At 37.0% G+C, this 15594-nt stretch carries 19 protein-coding genes; 6 read left to right on the top strand and 13 right to left on the bottom strand.

Annotated elements, in window-relative coordinates:
* Positions 1–13 precede the first annotated feature (13 nt).
* A complete protein-coding gene (locus ACINWC743_RS06175) occupies positions 14–1627 on the top strand; it encodes a phosphoethanolamine transferase (protein ID WP_009584781.1) in 1614 nt (537 codons plus the stop codon).
* A 307-nt stretch (positions 1628–1934) separates the two neighbouring features.
* On the top strand, positions 1935–2303 hold the full coding sequence (locus ACINWC743_RS06170) for a 5-carboxymethyl-2-hydroxymuconate Delta-isomerase (RefSeq protein ID WP_005032003.1): 369 nt from the start codon (positions 1935–1937) through the stop codon (positions 2301–2303).
* A 61-nt stretch (positions 2304–2364) separates the two neighbouring features.
* On the opposite strand, the gene ACINWC743_RS25255 is transcribed toward ACINWC743_RS06170, so the two are convergent.
* The 3 genes from ACINWC743_RS25255 to ACINWC743_RS06160 all read right to left on the bottom strand — a co-directional run bounded on the left by ACINWC743_RS25255 (position 2365) and on the right by ACINWC743_RS06160 (position 4720).
* The gene (locus tag ACINWC743_RS25255) at positions 2365–2526 is read right to left on the bottom strand and encodes a DUF4240 domain-containing protein (protein WP_009584788.1); all 162 of its coding nucleotides are present in this window, start codon (positions 2524–2526) and stop codon (positions 2365–2367) included.
* Positions 2527–2689: 163 nt separating this feature from the next.
* Complete coding sequence (gene thiM / locus ACINWC743_RS06165; RefSeq protein WP_009584791.1) at positions 2690–3556, bottom strand: hydroxyethylthiazole kinase; 867 nt, start codon at positions 3554–3556, stop codon at positions 2690–2692.
* Between the two features lie 9 nt (positions 3557–3565).
* The gene (locus ACINWC743_RS06160) at positions 3566–4720 is read right to left on the bottom strand and encodes a hypothetical protein (RefSeq protein WP_009584773.1); all 1155 of its coding nucleotides are present in this window, start codon (positions 4718–4720) and stop codon (positions 3566–3568) included.
* A gap of 108 nt (positions 4721–4828) precedes the next feature.
* Between ACINWC743_RS06160 and ACINWC743_RS06155 the strand changes: the two genes are divergently transcribed.
* Positions 4829–5152 (top strand): DUF6678 family protein, encoded by a 324-nt coding sequence (locus tag ACINWC743_RS06155; RefSeq protein WP_009584792.1) that lies wholly within the window; start codon positions 4829–4831, stop codon positions 5150–5152.
* A gap of 112 nt (positions 5153–5264) precedes the next feature.
* Here ACINWC743_RS06155 and ACINWC743_RS06150 read toward each other — a convergent pair whose 3' ends face one another.
* Complete coding sequence (locus ACINWC743_RS06150) at positions 5265–5528, bottom strand: hypothetical protein (RefSeq protein ID WP_009584784.1); 264 nt, start codon at positions 5526–5528, stop codon at positions 5265–5267.
* A 125-nt stretch (positions 5529–5653) separates the two neighbouring features.
* The gene (locus ACINWC743_RS06145) at positions 5654–6847 is read right to left on the bottom strand and encodes a hypothetical protein (RefSeq protein WP_009584794.1); all 1194 of its coding nucleotides are present in this window, start codon (positions 6845–6847) and stop codon (positions 5654–5656) included.
* Between the two features lie 594 nt (positions 6848–7441).
* Here ACINWC743_RS06145 and ACINWC743_RS06140 point away from each other — a divergent pair.
* Together ACINWC743_RS06140 and ACINWC743_RS06135 are read left to right on the top strand one after the other, a co-directional pair.
* Entirely contained in the window at positions 7442–8104 is a 663-nt protein-coding gene (locus ACINWC743_RS06140) for a DUF2057 domain-containing protein (RefSeq protein ID WP_009584805.1), read from the top strand.
* Positions 8105–8354: 250 nt separating this feature from the next.
* Entirely contained in the window at positions 8355–8900 is a 546-nt protein-coding gene (locus ACINWC743_RS06135) for a GNAT family N-acetyltransferase (protein ID WP_009584787.1), read from the top strand.
* Positions 8901–8954: 54 nt separating this feature from the next.
* Here ACINWC743_RS06135 and ACINWC743_RS06130 read toward each other — a convergent pair whose 3' ends face one another.
* From ACINWC743_RS06130 to cydP, 5 genes are read right to left on the bottom strand one after another with little or no spacing between them, the layout of a single operon-like run.
* Positions 8955–9251 carry a cyd operon YbgE family protein gene (locus tag ACINWC743_RS06130; RefSeq protein WP_004830434.1) on the bottom strand — a complete coding sequence of 99 codons (297 nt, stop codon included), beginning with the start codon at positions 9249–9251 and terminating at the stop codon, positions 8955–8957.
* A gap of 3 nt (positions 9252–9254) precedes the next feature.
* Complete coding sequence (gene cydX / locus ACINWC743_RS23780; protein WP_002120988.1) at positions 9255–9356, bottom strand: cytochrome bd-I oxidase subunit CydX; 102 nt, start codon at positions 9354–9356, stop codon at positions 9255–9257.
* 29 nt (positions 9357–9385) lie between these two features.
* Positions 9386–10531 (bottom strand): cytochrome d ubiquinol oxidase subunit II, encoded by a 1146-nt coding sequence (gene cydB, locus ACINWC743_RS06120; protein ID WP_004830436.1) that lies wholly within the window; start codon positions 10529–10531, stop codon positions 9386–9388.
* Positions 10528–12114, bottom strand: coding sequence for a cytochrome ubiquinol oxidase subunit I (locus ACINWC743_RS06115; protein WP_009584793.1), 1587 nt, complete (start codon positions 12112–12114; stop codon positions 10528–10530). Before ACINWC743_RS06115 ends, cydB begins: the two co-directional genes overlap by 4 nt.
* Positions 12114–12305 carry a cytochrome oxidase putative small subunit CydP gene (gene cydP, locus ACINWC743_RS06110; RefSeq protein ID WP_004830439.1) on the bottom strand — a complete coding sequence of 64 codons (192 nt, stop codon included), beginning with the start codon at positions 12303–12305 and terminating at the stop codon, positions 12114–12116. Before cydP ends, ACINWC743_RS06115 begins: the two co-directional genes overlap by 1 nt.
* Positions 12306–12840: 535 nt before the next feature.
* Between cydP and ACINWC743_RS06105 the strand changes: the two genes are divergently transcribed.
* A complete protein-coding gene (locus tag ACINWC743_RS06105; protein WP_009584786.1) occupies positions 12841–13437 on the top strand; it encodes an NAD(P)H-dependent oxidoreductase in 597 nt (198 codons plus the stop codon).
* Positions 13438–13506: 69 nt separating this feature from the next.
* On the opposite strand, the gene ACINWC743_RS06100 is transcribed toward ACINWC743_RS06105, so the two are convergent.
* The 3 genes from ACINWC743_RS06100 to ACINWC743_RS06090 are packed head-to-tail and all read right to left on the bottom strand — an operon-like array spanning position 13507 to position 15471.
* Positions 13507–14121: an OB-fold-containig protein gene (locus ACINWC743_RS06100; RefSeq protein WP_004830441.1), complete on the bottom strand. Its 615-nt coding sequence runs from the start codon at positions 14119–14121 to the stop codon at positions 13507–13509.
* A gap of 18 nt (positions 14122–14139) precedes the next feature.
* On the bottom strand, positions 14140–14448 hold the full coding sequence (locus tag ACINWC743_RS06095; RefSeq protein ID WP_010591332.1) for a Rieske (2Fe-2S) protein: 309 nt from the start codon (positions 14446–14448) through the stop codon (positions 14140–14142).
* 18 nt (positions 14449–14466) lie between these two features.
* Entirely contained in the window at positions 14467–15471 is a 1005-nt protein-coding gene (locus tag ACINWC743_RS06090; protein ID WP_005031990.1) for an adenosine kinase, read from the bottom strand.
* Positions 15472–15594 lie beyond the last annotated feature (123 nt).

The raw sequence follows: 15594 nt of genomic DNA, 5'->3' as shown, positions 1-15594 counted from the left end.
GCGTTTAAGTGCAATGCGCCGATTTAATCAACTGCCGATAGATATACAACGATGGTTTTTTGCATTTTATTTGCTGTTGCCTGTCTTGATTGTTTTTTTCACATTGGGCTTTGCTGGAAGCTGGGCGGATAGTTTACGTTTGGCATTTTTAGCAATGCCTGGTGTTTGGTTATGCTTCCAAGCGAGTAGCAAGTCAAAGTTGTTTTGGAAAATATCCGCGATACTTTGGTGGTTTATTTTTTTCTTGCACACAACCTTACTTTCACTGAGCTGGTGGTTATTTAACAGTGATGCAGAAGGCTATTTAATAGTTGAGTCGATTGCAAATACCACATTCAATGAAAGTTTAGAGTTCATGCAACAACATGCAGGACTGTTTGGGCTTTTGCTGTTGTGTTTTTTAACCACATTGGGATTGTATCTTTTAGTCTTATTTAAATATTTTGATCAGCCACATTACCATATTTATCCAATGCGTGTAGTAGTGCGCTCAATCCTCGGTTTTTTGATATTACTGTGTGTGGTCAGTTATGTGCTAAAACCTTCTTTTGCTTTACATCCGCTACCTTATTGGCATGGATATTATGGCAAAATTAAAGATTTTCAGTCACGTGTTTCACAACACCATCATATACATCAAACTTGGACGTTCAATGCAAAAAAAAGATTGGATAGACGTAAACCGTTTGCTGAACAGCAAACCCATACAGTGGTTTTAACAGACAGTATTACCAGTTTTAATTTTGGCTTATGTGGTTATCCTCGAAATACAACACCTGAGTTAAGCAAACGTAGTGGGCAGTTCAAAGTATTTTGTCGAGGTTATTCGCCTGCATCTTCTACCATTCAATCGCTACGTTATTTATTTAATGATGGCACACGCAATGCGATGGATGACCAAGCACCAGAAAATATTATGGGCTATGCAAAAGCTGCAGGATTCAAGGTGTATTGGATCAGTAATCAAGATGATGTTTATATCTCATCATTATTTGCAAACTATGCCGACGAAGTGGTTTTTATCAATAAACAGTCCGGTCGGAGCAGTCGTTCATTGGATGAAAATATTCTTCCAGCTTATAAAGCTGCGTTAGATGATCCAACGCCTCGTAAGCTCATTATTCTACATCTGATTGGTTCACACCCAAATTATAAGTTACGTTATCCTGAACAGTTTTCTAAATTTAATGATGCGACAAATGATGAAGTTGAAAGGACGCTAGAGCAAAATAAAATCAATCATTTTATTCAGTTAAAACGTAATGAATACGATAATAGTATCCTTTATCAAGATTGGATTGTTTCTAAACTGTTTGATTTGCTTTTGTCCAAAAGGGCTGATTTTAGATCATTTACTTTTTTATCTGATCATGGAAATCAAGTGGGTCATGAGCTCAATTATGCAGGTCATAGTTCGGATACAGAAGCAGGTTATCGTGTACCAATCCTGATTTGGTATGATCAAATGCCGAAAAAGGGAATAAGTAGCCAAAGACCTGTCGATGCCAGTGATTTAGACCGTTATGTTTTACATTTAATGGGACTTCATGATCGATTGGAAACTCAAGAAAAACTATGTTGGTTAGATGAGAAATGTCATTTTATTCCGAAGTTATTATGGCGCTAAATTTATTTTTTCGTTCAGTATACCTGCCTTGGTTATGAGGTCGTGTATACGTCGTGGTAGTGATATAAAAATTAATGAATATGATGCAACGATCAGAAAGTTACATTCAACAAGATTTTGGGAGTGGAGAATTCTAAGCAAAAATTTGATAACCAATGCTTTGATAATAGTACTATATCTAAATTTTTGCTTATTTTTTAATGAAGTATATACAACTAAAGTTATAAATTTGCGTTAATTTTACAGTTTCTAGAGTAGGGATGCTATACTGAATACTAATCTATAATATTTTCATATGGTTAATACGATGCCACAAATGTTTATTGATTATTCAGACAATATTCAGAATTTAGATCAAAAGAAATTGATGTTGGGTTTAAATCATGCTTTGTTTGATACGGGCTTAGTCAGCGATGCACATGATATTAAGTCGCGTATTCAATCAGTTTCAGATTATCTGATCGGTTTTGGAGACAATCAACAAGCATTCATCTTTGTTCGTTTACAAGGTTTAAGCGGACGCAGTGAAGAACAAAAAAATTTAATGACGGAAAATCTGTCACAATTTTTACAGTCGTTTCAAGATTATTCAGCTCAAGGTCTGGAAATTCAGCTCTGTGTGGAATTTGCTGAAATGCCGAGAGAAATTTATAAGAAAGTATTTGTAAAAAAATGATCAATCATGGGGCTTAACGATAAGCCCCATTTTTTATTCACGCTTTAATTGAGCAATTTATTCAAACAGTACAACTGACGAAGTTTTCAATCTCATGCAATGTGCCCTCAAAAAATTCTTTTCCTGTAAGAATTAACCAGCACCTAAAATAAAGAAAACGATCATCTGATAAATAGCCATAGAAATGATATAGTCCATGCTCTTTGGTAAAGTCTGCTTGCAAAATTGTGGCAAGCTCTGCAATTTCAGTAGGATAAAGTCATGAAAGTTTTAAGTTGCAGTTTTTTCCAAACAAAATAAATGGTTGCTGATCAAACCTAGACAAATATGCAATTAAATCTTCTAAATGCTGTTCAGTATTATCCTCTAATCAATTTCAGATTAATTTAGAGACCTAATACTTGAATATCACTGTATTCCCAAATTTTATTGGCACTCATTTGGTAAATTTCATCGAGGAACGCCACATTAAAACTTCCTACAGCCGAGGCTTTTTCAAAAGCCAATTTTCCAGCAATGGCAAAGTGAATATGTGCAGAAATAGTGGCAATTGCTGGAGTGGTCACAGCGCTATATGCCGCAATTAAAGCACCTAAAGCACAACCTGTCGCCGTAACTTTAGGCTGTAAAAAACTTCCCCCATTAATTTGAATCACATGATGAAGTTCTTTTGAAAGGACGAAATCGGATTCACCAGAAATTGCAACACATTCACAATGATTTAACAGCGCTTGAGCTTGTAAATAAACCTCATTACTTGACACTGCACTATCAACACCCTTGGATTCAACTTGGTTGCCTGCGAGCGCACTGATCTCAGATGCATTGCCACGAATAATAGTCGGATGAAGTAAAACCAATTGATCGACCATTTCACTACGCCATTTTAGAAATGGACCATAACCCACAGGATCAAGTACCCAAGGCGTATTTTTATTTGCAACAGTCTGTGCTGAAATTTGCATGGCTTGCATTTGTTCAGATGTTGGTGTTCCAAGATTAATACTCAATGCCGCTGCAATAGAGGCAAAACTTTCTGCTTCAAAGGGATTATCAATCATTGCAGGTGATGCACCAGCCGCCAATAAAATATTGGCTGCGTAATTGGCTGCAACGCTGTTGGTAATGCAGTGTACCAACGGTTGTTGGGTTTGTAATTCTGTCCAAGCATCCACAACTTTCTGTAAGATAACATCAGTCTGGATATGAAGTTGATCCGTTTGAGAATGGGTAATATTTTCAGGATGATTCATATAAAGTCCTTACTGCGTAAAGTAGTGATCTTGATGCTTGCAGTTTCGACAGAGCAGTGTCACGTAATTTTGTGCATCATATTCAACAGTGAGTTCATTTGAACCACAGTACATACAGCGTTTTTGTGAATAAAAGTTTAAGCGCGGTTCAATCTTTTTCCAAGACTTCCAGACTGGTTGGAAGAAAATTCCTTCATCGTAACCTAAAAAATGATAAAACAGAATTTCACTCATGCGACTTAAAGGGATGTTGGGTGGGCGAGGTAGCGTCGATGTTTCCCATTTTTCTGCGACAGCACGTTCACGATATTGCTGAACGGTTTTTTTTAAAATATTGGTGTTAATAAAATTTTCATTTCGGATTTGCAAGGCTTTTTTCTGATATAAATATTCCAAAGCGGTCTGAATCAAATAGAAAATTTGCCCTACAGCCAAAACATCAAGTAGTCGATAACAAAATGTTTGGAAGTTCTTATTGCCCGAAATTTGAATTCCCCAAGTACGACAATAATGTTGAGTAAATTGCACGATTTCTTGATATAACAACACGTAGAGTGTGTTCTTGACTTCTTCTGAATGTCTGAATGGTATACCTTGACTTAAATTTTCATAAAACCAATGGCGAAGCTGTGTGGTAATGCTAAAGAGGCTGGGTTCGGAATAACCATCTAAGCGGACATTGATATAGTATTGATGTGCATCATCACTAAAATCTTTTGGCACAAGAACGTTTTCTTTAATCAACTGATTGAGAAGTTGACTTTGAAAATAATAGTTGGGTGTAATTGAATGATATTTAATGATTTCCCAATCAATAAACTCTTGATGTTGGCTATTTTCATGTACTTGATTGTCTAAAATACTCAATAAAAATAACTTATGTAAAAAGCTGAGTTGATCTAAGCCCAATTCAAAATCATCTTTTCTTTTGAGTTTTCTTGTTTCTTGCAGGCGCGTTTCTTTAATCAATTTACGTCGTTTATTTTGACACGTTTCACAATGACAGTTGCCTTGATTATTGGGGAACACTTGATGATGACAATGACTGCACTGATGGAAGTGAACGTCTTTTTCAAACTCCTCAGCCTCGACATAATACATACTTGCCTGACACAGTGGGCAAAATGTACTTTCATCAAGCTGTTTCTGTAGAATTTGAAGCATATAGGGCTAAATACAAAATTATTGAGGATTTTTCATTATACACATCTATATTGAGGAAAGCTGATTGCTTAAAATGAATGTTTTATAAAATATTCATATCTGATGATGATGGATGCAATCGTATTGCTTTTCAATGAGATTGAAAGATTAAATCTTAATTATCGCATTCAACTGATTGATACATTAGAAGTATCAGTATGGGATCATTTTTTAATTTTTCCAACACCAAATTACATTGAATGTCGTTATGGTATTTTTCCACTGAGGACAGTTCGACAGATTCAAATTAATTCAATCGAAAATCGTTATATTGGTCAACGAGTCGCTTTGAAATGTATTGACCATTCTGAATTATTAGAAGAAAAAATGCAGCAATCAGGGTTGCATTATCATATTGAAAACCAAATATTCATCATCACTTTGCAAAAATAACAGTATTGAGGTTGTCAGTATTAAACGGTTTTTTATGAAAGTGGCAAATACAAGCTGAATTCTATTTGCCACTAAAAGTTGGGTTAAAGTGCGACGCTCATACTGATATAAACTAATAAGCAGCAGGGCAAGGTAATTTTGAGTCCTCAAAATGCTCCATTTTAGCCTGCAACAAAGCTTTCGCCTTTTGGGCTGAAACTTTGTGCTGTCTTAGGCAATCATACTGTCTTAAAATACAGCTGACGTCTTCTGTGGATAAAGGAATACCTTCACAGGTCATAAACAATGCAATCACTTGATGGTCTATTTTTGCATCATTTAGCATTTGCATCGTCTTGATATTTTCAACACGGACAATATGGTCTTTAAAAATCATGTTGCACCTCTTTTCTGTTGAGTATTTTTTATTGTGCGATATACACCCATTTAAACAAGCAAGAATTGTGCTCAAAATGTAGTCGCTTTGAAAAAAATGTAATGTTATGCACAGTGAGCTAATTGTTATCTCGCGCCTATTGGCTGGTACAATCCTTCACCTCGACCAATCTGTGCTTGATAAATCGGAATCCACGGTGCAAAAAAGATATTTTGTTTCCATTCGTTTAAGACGTTGAAGCCATTACGAGCAATAGCGATTCGATGCTGTAAATTGGCGAGATTTGTGGCAGTAAAGGGTGCGCGAATAATGAGATAAGGTGTAAAAATCAGTTTAAATTTATTTACCCCAACAAAAATATCCCCCCTTAAGCCCAAATTCTCTAGGCTTAATGACAGCATAAAATTGTTGATGTTGGCAAAGTCTCGCATCAAAGGCTTGTCCCACATCGGTTGTAAAATTTTTTCCTGTTCATGTATGCCAAAACTGATAGCAGCATTGGTTGCGAGCTTTTTAAACTGTGATGAGTAAATTCCAGATCGCAATGCTTCCTCATCTGCAAGTTTCTGTAATTTAAATGCTTGAGACAGGTTTGCACCGTAGCCACTGAGCTGTTGTGCCAAAATTGTTGAATCATAATGCTGATGCATGACACTTAGCCCACCGATATCTGCCATCACATTGGCTTGTCCTTGAATTAACTCATTATTGGCTTTGGTGATGGTCGATTGCAATGTTGGGATTGGCATTCCAGCAATGACAACATTTTGTCCGTTTTTGACATTCAAAGGATCTAAGGCATTGGATAAAGAATAGCTCAATGCATATGTAGAACGTACATCATTAGCGACGAAGACTCCTAGATTTGGCCAATAAAATTTGGGATTGTTCCGACTGAGTGCATCGTAATACATCAAGATAAATGCATTGGTTGCCAGTAAAACTTTCTGTTGGGCACGGGTGCCGTAGGTATTCTCAGCCAACTGTTGTACGACTGCAAATTGTTGACGGATTTTGCTGCGAACATTTTCGTACTGCTGAACGATTGAAAAAATAGATGGGTTGTATAATGAATTTTGGCTATTGGCGATATTATACAATTGCTGATACAGAGTTCTTTCAGATGTTGTCAAATTACGCTGTGCCATATTGGCATTCATGCTATAGGCAACACTTGAAAGCTGGGCTGGTGTAATCGAAGTTACATTACTGTTTGCTGCCACCACTTGAGTTGTGATTGATGTTGCTGAAATTGAAGCTATGCCGATGATACAAGCCGTTAATATCGCTTTATATCGAGGAGTAGGTTTCTGTTCCATAGTGAATATATCCCTGTTGTTTTTGTTAGAATGATGAACTTCTTTGTTCGAATATTTGTACACGAAGCTCCTGTTTACTTATAGTAGAGTCAATATAGCTTTGACATGTGTTTTTAGGACAAAGGGATGAGCGGTATTATTTCAGATGAATACAAGATCAGATATATGCTGTAGATGCCAAAAATCAATTGTTATGTCGCATACCCGATAGAGCTGTTGTATTTTTGCGATAAATTGTTCTGATTTTTAAATCACTGTAATGAAAACTGTCACTTTTAAAAAATATGGTCGGTATGATCATTTAAAGTGTTGTGATAAATTGCATAAGGATAAAATTACCATTTTACAAGTCAAATAAAGATTCAATATTTTAAGCAAAAATCGATTTTATATTGACATAGACTTTGGATAAATCTCTGTCAAATCAGATGCTTTTGATCAATATGGTGACTAAAAAATGAATCCTATAAATAAAAATAAAAAACCAAAGATTTAAGCTTCATGATAAAACGCCAGTTGTTGTCATAAAACTGTCATCACCACATTGCATAGTGCAATAAATTTTACATATTTTTGACATAAGAGTAGAGCAACATGGCATTTAAATACGGAATTGCTGCATTGGGTTTAATGTTGAGTGGGTCAGTTTTTGCAGCAGTTACGCTATCTGCGCCAGAAGAAATTGTTGTATTGGCTGTGAATGATCAAGAAGTCAATTCAGGTTTGATTCGTAAAAAGAACGAGTATCAAGTTGATCCCGGTCAGACTGCTGTGAGTGTACGTTATCAGCAATATTTTGAGCATTTAAATGGTGAACACGATATTTTAAAATCAGGTGTGGTCACGATTACAGCACCTGATTTAAAAGATGGGCAAAATTACAAGTTGGCTCTGGTGGGTGCTCCAAATAACTTTGATGATGCAAAAAAATATGCAGAACAGCCAACGATTGCAATTTTAGACAATAATAATCGACTCGTGGTTCAACAAACAGGTGCCAATACTGAAGCAAAACCTTGGTTTGGTTCTGGCGTATTTGGGCGTGTGATTGATTTAACCTCAAGTAATAAAGCGCCTGTGAATCAACCTGCGCCAGTATATACCGCGCCATCTCACGCAGTTGTTTCAAATGCTTCGCCAAAAAGTGTACCAGCTGTAACCAATAGCAATGCTGCTGATCAACAATTGATTCAAATTTGGCAAAAAGCAAGCAAAGCAGAACGTCAAAAGTTTATGACTTGGTTGGCTGATCAATAGCGTCAATTGACACTTCGCAGACGCTTATGACAGCAGAAATTTTTTAGATAATATTAAAGACCATCTCGATGGTCTTTTTTTAAGAGTTGATTGATTAAAGGAATTATTTTCTTGTTTAAAGAAGATATCCGATCTTAATATTTCTATTCAAATCTACGATTGAAGATTACTCTTCAAAACCGCTTTCCAAAATAGTCATTAGGTTTTATAAAGTCATTTGCTCACAATAAAATGATAGACCTAAAATTCAATGAAACACTCACTTAAATTTAGAACTGCACAAATTTTAGATATTCAGAAATTGATTAATTTGATCAATTCAGCCTATCGGCAACAACAGGAAAATAGTTGGACCAGTGAAGTAGAAATAGTCACTGGCGCTCGAATTAATGCCGAACAATTGGCACAAATGTTGGCAGATGATCATTTCAAATTATTTGTTGTTGAGCACGCTGAAGAGATCGTGGGCTGTATAGGTTTAACATTTAATCCAATCCAAGTCGAAATTGGTACATTTTGTATAGCACCGAAAATGCAAAATCATGGGGTTGGTAAGAAGGTACTTGATTTTGCAGAACATTATGTGCGTGATCAAATGCTGTCTATTCATCCTGATTTAACGCATTTTGTAATGTGGGTGCTCAGTGTTCGTCATGAGCTGATTGCATATTATGAGCGCCGTGGTTATCAATCAACAGGGCACATTGATGATTATCCTTTAAGTGCAAATGTAGGTATCCCCATTGTGGGTTTACACTTGGTTGAAATGAAAAAGAGCATAGCGGATAGGATTTGAGTTGATATGAAACAATAAAACCCTGAATAAATCAGGGTTTTATTGTTTTTTAGATTAGGTCAAGAACCAAGTGTAATAGCCCCATAACATAAGTGGCCATGCCACATAAGGGCTAAACAACCATTTCCATAACCAAAACTGTGGCAGAAATCCTACACCATGTATAAACCCACCTGAAATGCCAATCATGACCATCATTAGGGCACTATGGTTGTAGTGTCCATTGGCATCAAGCATTGCACCAGGGTGGATGAGTAATACTGCTGCAAGTGGCAATGCCATCAAAAACGAAATGGCCATTGCAAACTTGTTCGGCTTCCTTTCTTTTGTTGTCATTGCGATCTCTGCCATGGTTTATTCCTCATCCAAATCTTGATGATGTTCGATATAAAGGGCACTCAAGACACCTGCAAAGCATGCCATCAAGATCCCTAAAATCCAAGCGAAATACCACATAATATTCTCCTATTTGCTTAGACACAGCCTTAGTACAGGCTGTGTGAGTTCTCTTGAACATGTTTGTTGGTAATGACGCCCCACATTTTGTAATAGCACCATGTGGTATAGGCTAAAATCACTGGAACAAAAATTGAAGCTACAACGGTCATTACTGTTAGGGTATTTTTACTGGATACAGCATCCCACATGGTCAAGCTTACAGTAGGATTGATACTGGAAGGCATTAAGAATGGGAACAGTGCAAAACCAGCAGTTAAAATTGAACCTGTTACAGCCAGAGTCGAACCAGTAAAGCTCATACCTGCTTTATTTTTTCCTGCACCGAAGATGATCAGGATGCCTCCCAAGATTGCTGAAACTGGGGCAAGTATTGTGATCGGGTAAGTTGAATAGTTATTCATCCAACCATGGTTGCCTGTAGTCAAAACTTCTTTTGCTAATGGGTTTGCCACAGCATTTGTATCAAATGGTTTGACTAAGGTATAACCCTCGATTCCACCAAAGTAGAGCCAAGCACCAACAGCTAAGAAACAGACCAAAAAGATTGTACCCATGAGTTGAGTTGCTTTTGCAGAGCGTTGACGTAATACGCCATCTGTACGAAGCATTAACCAAGCGCCACCATGTGCACAAAGCATCGATAAACTGACAATACCGCAAACTAAAGCAAATGGATTGAGTAGCGCAAAGAAACTACCTGTATAGGTTGATCGTACAGTTTCATCTAAGGTAAATGGTACACCCAAGAACATATTACCAAAGGCAACACCGAACACCAGTGCAGGTACAGCACCCCCTATGCATAAACCCCAATCCCATGAATTACGCCATTTGGTATTTTCAAGTTTAGAACGATAGTCGAAACCAACGGGTCTGAGGAATAATGCAAATAAGACCAGTAACAGTGCCCAATACATACCAGAAAATGCTGTAGCATAAACCATTGGCCAAGCTGCAAAGAGGGCACCACCAGCAGTGACAAACCAAACTTGGTTGCCTTCCCAGTGTGGAGCAATCGTGTTAATTGCTGCACGACGCTCGTCATCTGTTTTACCTACAAATGGCATCAATGCCATTGAGCCCATATCGAAACCATCAGTGAGGGCAAAGCCGATCAGTAAGACACCAACCAAAACCCACCAGATAATTTTGAGAAGTTCATATTCGATCATGATTGAGCCTCCCCAGCTTGAGCTTGTCGAGCTTCAAGTTTTTCAAAGTGATATTTACCTGTATGTAAAGAACTTGGTCCTAAACGTGAGAACTTGATCATTAGATACATTTCAATAATCAACAGCACAGTATAGAACGCAGCTAATGCAATGATTGAACCCCATACATCACCAGTGCTTAAACTTGATGCAGATAGGTGTGTAGGTAGTACTTCACCAATGGTCCAAGGTTGACGACCACCTTCAGCGACATACCAGCCAGTTTGTGCTGCAATCCAAGGAAGCGGTAAAGCAAACAGTGCAAATTTAAGTAGCCATGGTTTATTTTCAGCATTGCGTTTTGCTACTGCAAAAGTTGCAAGGATAAATAGAAGTAGCATTAAGAAACCTGAAGCAACCATTGCACGGAAAGAAAAGAACAATGCTGTTACGTTAGGAATCGTATCTTTCGTTGCTGCCTGAATATGTGCTTCAGATGCATCAGTTACATTTTCAGTATATTTTTTAAGAAGTAAGCCATAACCTAAATCTTTTTGATTTTCTTTGAAAGAAGCCATAAGTTCTGGCGAACGGTCACCAGCACGAAGTTTTTCAAGTTCACTATAAGCCACCATACCGTTACGGATACGTGCTTCATGTTGAACCATCAAGTCTTTAAGACCCGTTACTTCTTTATCCAATGAGCGTGTTGCGATAATACCCATTGCGTATGGAATTTTTATCGCATAGTCAGTGCGCTGCTCTTCTTGGTTTGGAATACCAAACAAAGTAAATGGTGCAGGAGCTGGGTGGGTTTCCCATTCAGACTCAATTGCCGCCAGTTTAGTTTTTTGAACATCACCCAGTTCATAACCTGATTCGTCACCCAGTAAAATTACAGAAAGTGTTGATGCTAATCCAAAAATTGCAGCGATGGCGAAAGAGCGACGCGCAAAAGGTAAATCACGTTTTTTCAATAAGTAATAGCTCGAAATGGCTAAAACAAAGATTGCCCCAGTGACATAACCTGCTGAAACAGTATGAACAAATTTTACTTGAGCAACAGGGTTAAAAATCAAAGCGCCAAAATCTACAAGTTCCATACGCATAGTTTCAAAATTAAATTCTGAACCTACAGGATTTTGCATCCAACCATTGGCAACTAAAATCCACAGTGCAGATAAATTCGAACCGAGTGCAACTAGCCATGTCACACTTAAATGTTGAACTTTTGAAAGGCGATCCCAGCCAAAGAAGAATAAACCAATAAAAGTTGATTCTAAAAAGAACGCCATCAATCCTTCAATGGCAAGTGGCGCACCAAAAATATCCCCGACATAGTGAGAGTAGTACGCCCAGTTTGTACCGAACTGGAATTCCATAGTCAGACCAGTGGTTACACCTAGAGCAAAGTTAATACCGAAAAGTTTGCCCCAGAATTTGGTCATGTCTTTGTAAATTTCTTTACCAGAAATCACATAAGTGGTTTCCATAATGGCAAGAATAAAAGCTAGACCGAGAGTAAGAGGTACAAATATAAAGTGATACATCGCGGTCATTGCAAATTGGAACCGCGAAAGATCGACCACGCTTTCAGAAATCATCAACGTGTCTCCTTGATTTGGGAAGGACTGCCAGCAATACGCTCAGCAACTTGGTTATCAAAATCTTTAGGAATAGTCGGTGCATCAAACCAGATATGTTTGATCGTCATTAAAAGTGCAATCTTAATTATTAATATGATTGCAATTTCTCTGACTAACCGACGGTTTAAATCATTAGGTTTTAAGCTCATGCGTTAAGCCTATTATTTAAATATGCTTATATTATTAAACAAAACGCAACAAGAAATAAATAGATAAAACACTTAAAATAAAAATATATTATTAAAATTAATTAAAACAAATACTTGGTATTTTAATGTGTTAAAAAATATACTAAGAAATAATGATTTTAAAGTTGATCAAAATGCTTAGAATTAATAAAAATAAAACCAACCAAAATAGTATTGTTTAGATTTTATTAAACCAACCAAAATGGTTTGAATTATTCTTGATTAAAAATAATTCTGATCGAAATGGTTGGTTTAATTCCGGTGTTTTATTTTTATTGAAATAGAGTTTAGAGAATCAGCAAAATAATTGTTGATTGTTATAAGGCTTTATTAGCCCTGATTAAAAAATTTAAAACTGATGATTTAAATGTGAGGTCGCATTTATTTGATTATGAAATATAAGTTCTGCTTTTTGTTTTTGATGTATGCTAGGTTGGTTAAATTTTATTCATATTAACTAATTAATCATCATTTTGGGGATAAATGAGGGGGTTTTATGAAATGCTTAGTTGTCATTGCGCATCCAATCAATGATAGTTTATGCCATCGCATGGCAAAGACAGCAATTGCTAGTTTAATTGCCAATGGTCATGAAGTAGTGGTTGAAGATCTATATGCAGCAGATTTTGCTCCTGCATTGACCTATGAAGAACGTTTGACTTATTACGGTCCTGCATTTGATCAAACAGCTGTTAAACAGAAGATAGTTGATTTACTTTCTGTAGAAGCTTTAATACTGGTCTTTCCAACATGGTGGTTTGGTTTTCCTGCAATACTTAAAGGTTGGTTTGATCGAGTTTGGGCACCAGGTATTGCTTATAATCACTCATCTGATTTGGGTGCGATTCAGCCTAAATTGAATCATTTAAGATATACACTGGCGATAACTTCACTGGGGTCTCCATGGTGGGTTGACCGTCTGATTATGTGGCAGCCAGTAAAACGGATATTGAAAATTGCATTATTGGGTACCTGTGCACCAAACTCACAGTTGTACATGTTATCTATCTACAAAGCTGAAAAGTTAAGCCAAGCTCAAGTCGATTCATATCTTAAGCGTATTCAAAGCAAAATTTCAAAATGGGCAAAATGATAGGCTTTTTACGCATACAAGGTGCGAATGATCAATCAACAGACCCTAATCACAAAAATAGATGCTGAACTAATATTGATCTGAACTAAATAGCTGATTCGATGTTGAAATTTTTTTGGCTATATAATGTGATTTTCTGAAACGTATTAAGATGATTTGTGATTGAAACTCTAATTCACCAAACTCAGGTTCGACTTGGACATAGTGGAGTTGACCATTTTCATCACGGACACGCGCTTGTGCGGAAAATCCAGGTCGTGCATTGCCACTTGATACTGTTGCAAGGCGTCCGAGTAAGTCCACTTGATTCGTGGTGATTTTGGGTTTAATCACTTGATCAAGACAGTGGATCATAAATACAGTAAAAAAAATTGCGATGACCAAAGCAGGTAAAATTACATAATACCAAGCAGCAAATTCTTGTTTGCTGGCAAATATTGATAATTGTAAAAAATAGCCTGCAAAACTAAAGTTAAGCAATAAAAAAACGAAGATAAGAACTTTTGAAAATTTTACTTGTAAAAGAGGGGATTCAATCAACCAATCAGGAGACACTTTTTTAAGAAACGTACTAGGTCGGATACCAAGATAATATCCAAAAGTTTCTGCCATGCTAAGTAAAATTAACGCCAAAACACTCAAATGAAAGGGCATTAATTCATGTTCAAATAAGAATTCCAGCATGGCAGTTGTCCTTGGTTATTAATCTACAATGTAGATTCCACCATCTGAATGAACTGAAATATTCACTTTTTCCAATTTATCACCAAGGCATGGTCCAGAAATACATTCACCAGTTTCGACTTCAAACAAAGCGCCATGTGTTGAACACTGGATATATTCGCCATCTTGATCTAAAAATTGATTTTCAAGAAACTCAAGCTCAGTTTGAAGATGTGGACACACATTTTGATAGGCATAAAAAGCCCCATCCCGTTGAGTGATAAAAATTGTATCACCTGTCATTGTGTCGAAGGCACGTGCTTTGCGCTCTTCAATTTCATCGGTCATTGCAATTTTTTCAGCCATTTATGCACATTCCTTTTTGAATGTTTCGAGCAGAGTCGCATATTCTGCAATTTCTAAACGAGGTCCAAATTTAGCCACTACCTCACTAGAAACAAGAATAGCAAGTTGCGCAGCTGTTTGTAAATTTTCACCACAATTTAACGCATATAGGAATGCGCCTGAAAAGGCATCGCCAGCACCATTCGCATCAACAGCATTGACTTTACGACCAGGGACATAAAAATGTTGATCTTGATTGGAGACTAAAGCGCCTTTTGCACTTAACGTAATCACGACGTCTCGGCTCAAGGTTTTTAACTTTGCCAAAGCAGCTTCGACAGTATCCGTTTCTGTATACAGCATCGCTTCTTGTTCATTACAGAAAATCAGATCTACGCCATCGTCGAGTAATTCGTTTAAACCTTGACGAGCATATTGCACCATCGCTGGGTCGGAAAGGGTAAGGGCGATTTTAACATTGTGTTCGCGTGCAATTTGACGTGCTTGTTTGACCGCTAAGCGAGCAGTATCACTGGTGGATAAATAACCTTCAATATAGAGCCATTGTGCTGTTTTTAAAGGTTCAAAATCCATTTGTTGTGCTGAAAGTTCTGCAGTGATGCCTAAATAGGTCTGCATGGTGCGTTCTGAATCATCACTGACAAGTACCATACATGTTCCCGTCACACCTTCGCTGATCGATTTTTGTGAAGTTATGATTCCAGCATCATTCAAGCCGTCAAGATAAATGCGTCCTAATTCATCATTGCCTACACGGCAAGCATAAAATGCAGAAGACCCCAGCGCACTAAATGCAACTGTGGTATTGGCAGCAGAACCGCCTGAAGCTTGTCCTTTATAAACTTGGCTGGCATTTAAATTGTTGTAGAGTTGGGCTTGAGTATCACCATCAGCCAATTGCATGGTACCTTTTTGCAAATTTTGTTCAGTCAAAAACTGATCTGAAACTCTAAATTCTTGGTCAATTAATGCATTACCAATTGCAAAAAGATCAACTGTTGCCATGTTCTTCATCACATCAATGTTAAAAAACTAAAGTTTACACCAATGCTCAACTTTACAGTAGATTGTTGAAAAAAATTCATTTATGACTCAAGTAGTACATTCATGAATTTTTATAAGTTCTGC

Source organism: Acinetobacter sp. WC-743 (assembly GCF_000335555.1).
GTDB classification, from domain to species: domain Bacteria; phylum Pseudomonadota; class Gammaproteobacteria; order Pseudomonadales; family Moraxellaceae; genus Acinetobacter; species Acinetobacter bereziniae.
The sequence above is the reverse complement of the archived record's forward strand: the minus strand, read 5'-3'. Positions and strand labels throughout refer to the sequence as shown.

What these genes read in the sequence shown, in the direction of transcription:
- ACINWC743_RS06150 (WP_009584784.1), bottom strand. Translation starts at nt 5,528, where the DNA reads ATGATTTTTAAAGACCATATTGTCCGTGTTGAAAATATCAAGACGATG.
- ACINWC743_RS06090 (WP_005031990.1), bottom strand. Translation starts at nt 15,471, where the DNA reads ATGGCAACAGTTGATCTTTTTGCAATTGGTAATGCATTAATTGACCAA.
- ACINWC743_RS06175 (WP_009584781.1), top strand. Translation starts at nt 14, where the DNA reads ATGCGCCGATTTAATCAACTGCCGATAGATATACAACGATGGTTTTTT.
- ACINWC743_RS06095 (WP_010591332.1), bottom strand. Translation starts at nt 14,448, where the DNA reads ATGACCGATGAAATTGAAGAGCGCAAAGCACGTGCCTTCGACACAATG.
- ACINWC743_RS06140 (WP_009584805.1), top strand. Translation starts at nt 7,442, where the DNA reads ATGGCATTTAAATACGGAATTGCTGCATTGGGTTTAATGTTGAGTGGG.
- cydX (WP_002120988.1), bottom strand. Translation starts at nt 9,356, where the DNA reads ATGTGGTATTTCGCTTGGATTTTAGGGATCTTGATGGCATGCTTTGCA.
- cydP (WP_004830439.1), bottom strand. Translation starts at nt 12,305, where the DNA reads ATGAGCTTAAAACCTAATGATTTAAACCGTCGGTTAGTCAGAGAAATT.
- ACINWC743_RS06105 (WP_009584786.1), top strand. Translation starts at nt 12,841, where the DNA reads ATGAAATGCTTAGTTGTCATTGCGCATCCAATCAATGATAGTTTATGC.
- ACINWC743_RS06115 (WP_009584793.1), bottom strand. Translation starts at nt 12,114, where the DNA reads ATGATTTCTGAAAGCGTGGTCGATCTTTCGCGGTTCCAATTTGCAATG.
- ACINWC743_RS06145 (WP_009584794.1), bottom strand. Translation starts at nt 6,847, where the DNA reads ATGGAACAGAAACCTACTCCTCGATATAAAGCGATATTAACGGCTTGT.
- cydB (WP_004830436.1), bottom strand. Translation starts at nt 10,531, where the DNA reads ATGATCGAATATGAACTTCTCAAAATTATCTGGTGGGTTTTGGTTGGT.
- ACINWC743_RS06155 (WP_009584792.1), top strand. Translation starts at nt 4,829, where the DNA reads ATGGATGCAATCGTATTGCTTTTCAATGAGATTGAAAGATTAAATCTT.
- thiM (WP_009584791.1), bottom strand. Translation starts at nt 3,556, where the DNA reads ATGAATCATCCTGAAAATATTACCCATTCTCAAACGGATCAACTTCAT.
- ACINWC743_RS06170 (WP_005032003.1), top strand. Translation starts at nt 1,935, where the DNA reads ATGCCACAAATGTTTATTGATTATTCAGACAATATTCAGAATTTAGAT.
- ACINWC743_RS06130 (WP_004830434.1), bottom strand. Translation starts at nt 9,251, where the DNA reads ATGGCAGAGATCGCAATGACAACAAAAGAAAGGAAGCCGAACAAGTTT.
- ACINWC743_RS06160 (WP_009584773.1), bottom strand. Translation starts at nt 4,720, where the DNA reads ATGCTTCAAATTCTACAGAAACAGCTTGATGAAAGTACATTTTGCCCA.
- ACINWC743_RS06100 (WP_004830441.1), bottom strand. Translation starts at nt 14,121, where the DNA reads ATGCTGGAATTCTTATTTGAACATGAATTAATGCCCTTTCATTTGAGT.
- ACINWC743_RS06135 (WP_009584787.1), top strand. Translation starts at nt 8,355, where the DNA reads ATGAAACACTCACTTAAATTTAGAACTGCACAAATTTTAGATATTCAG.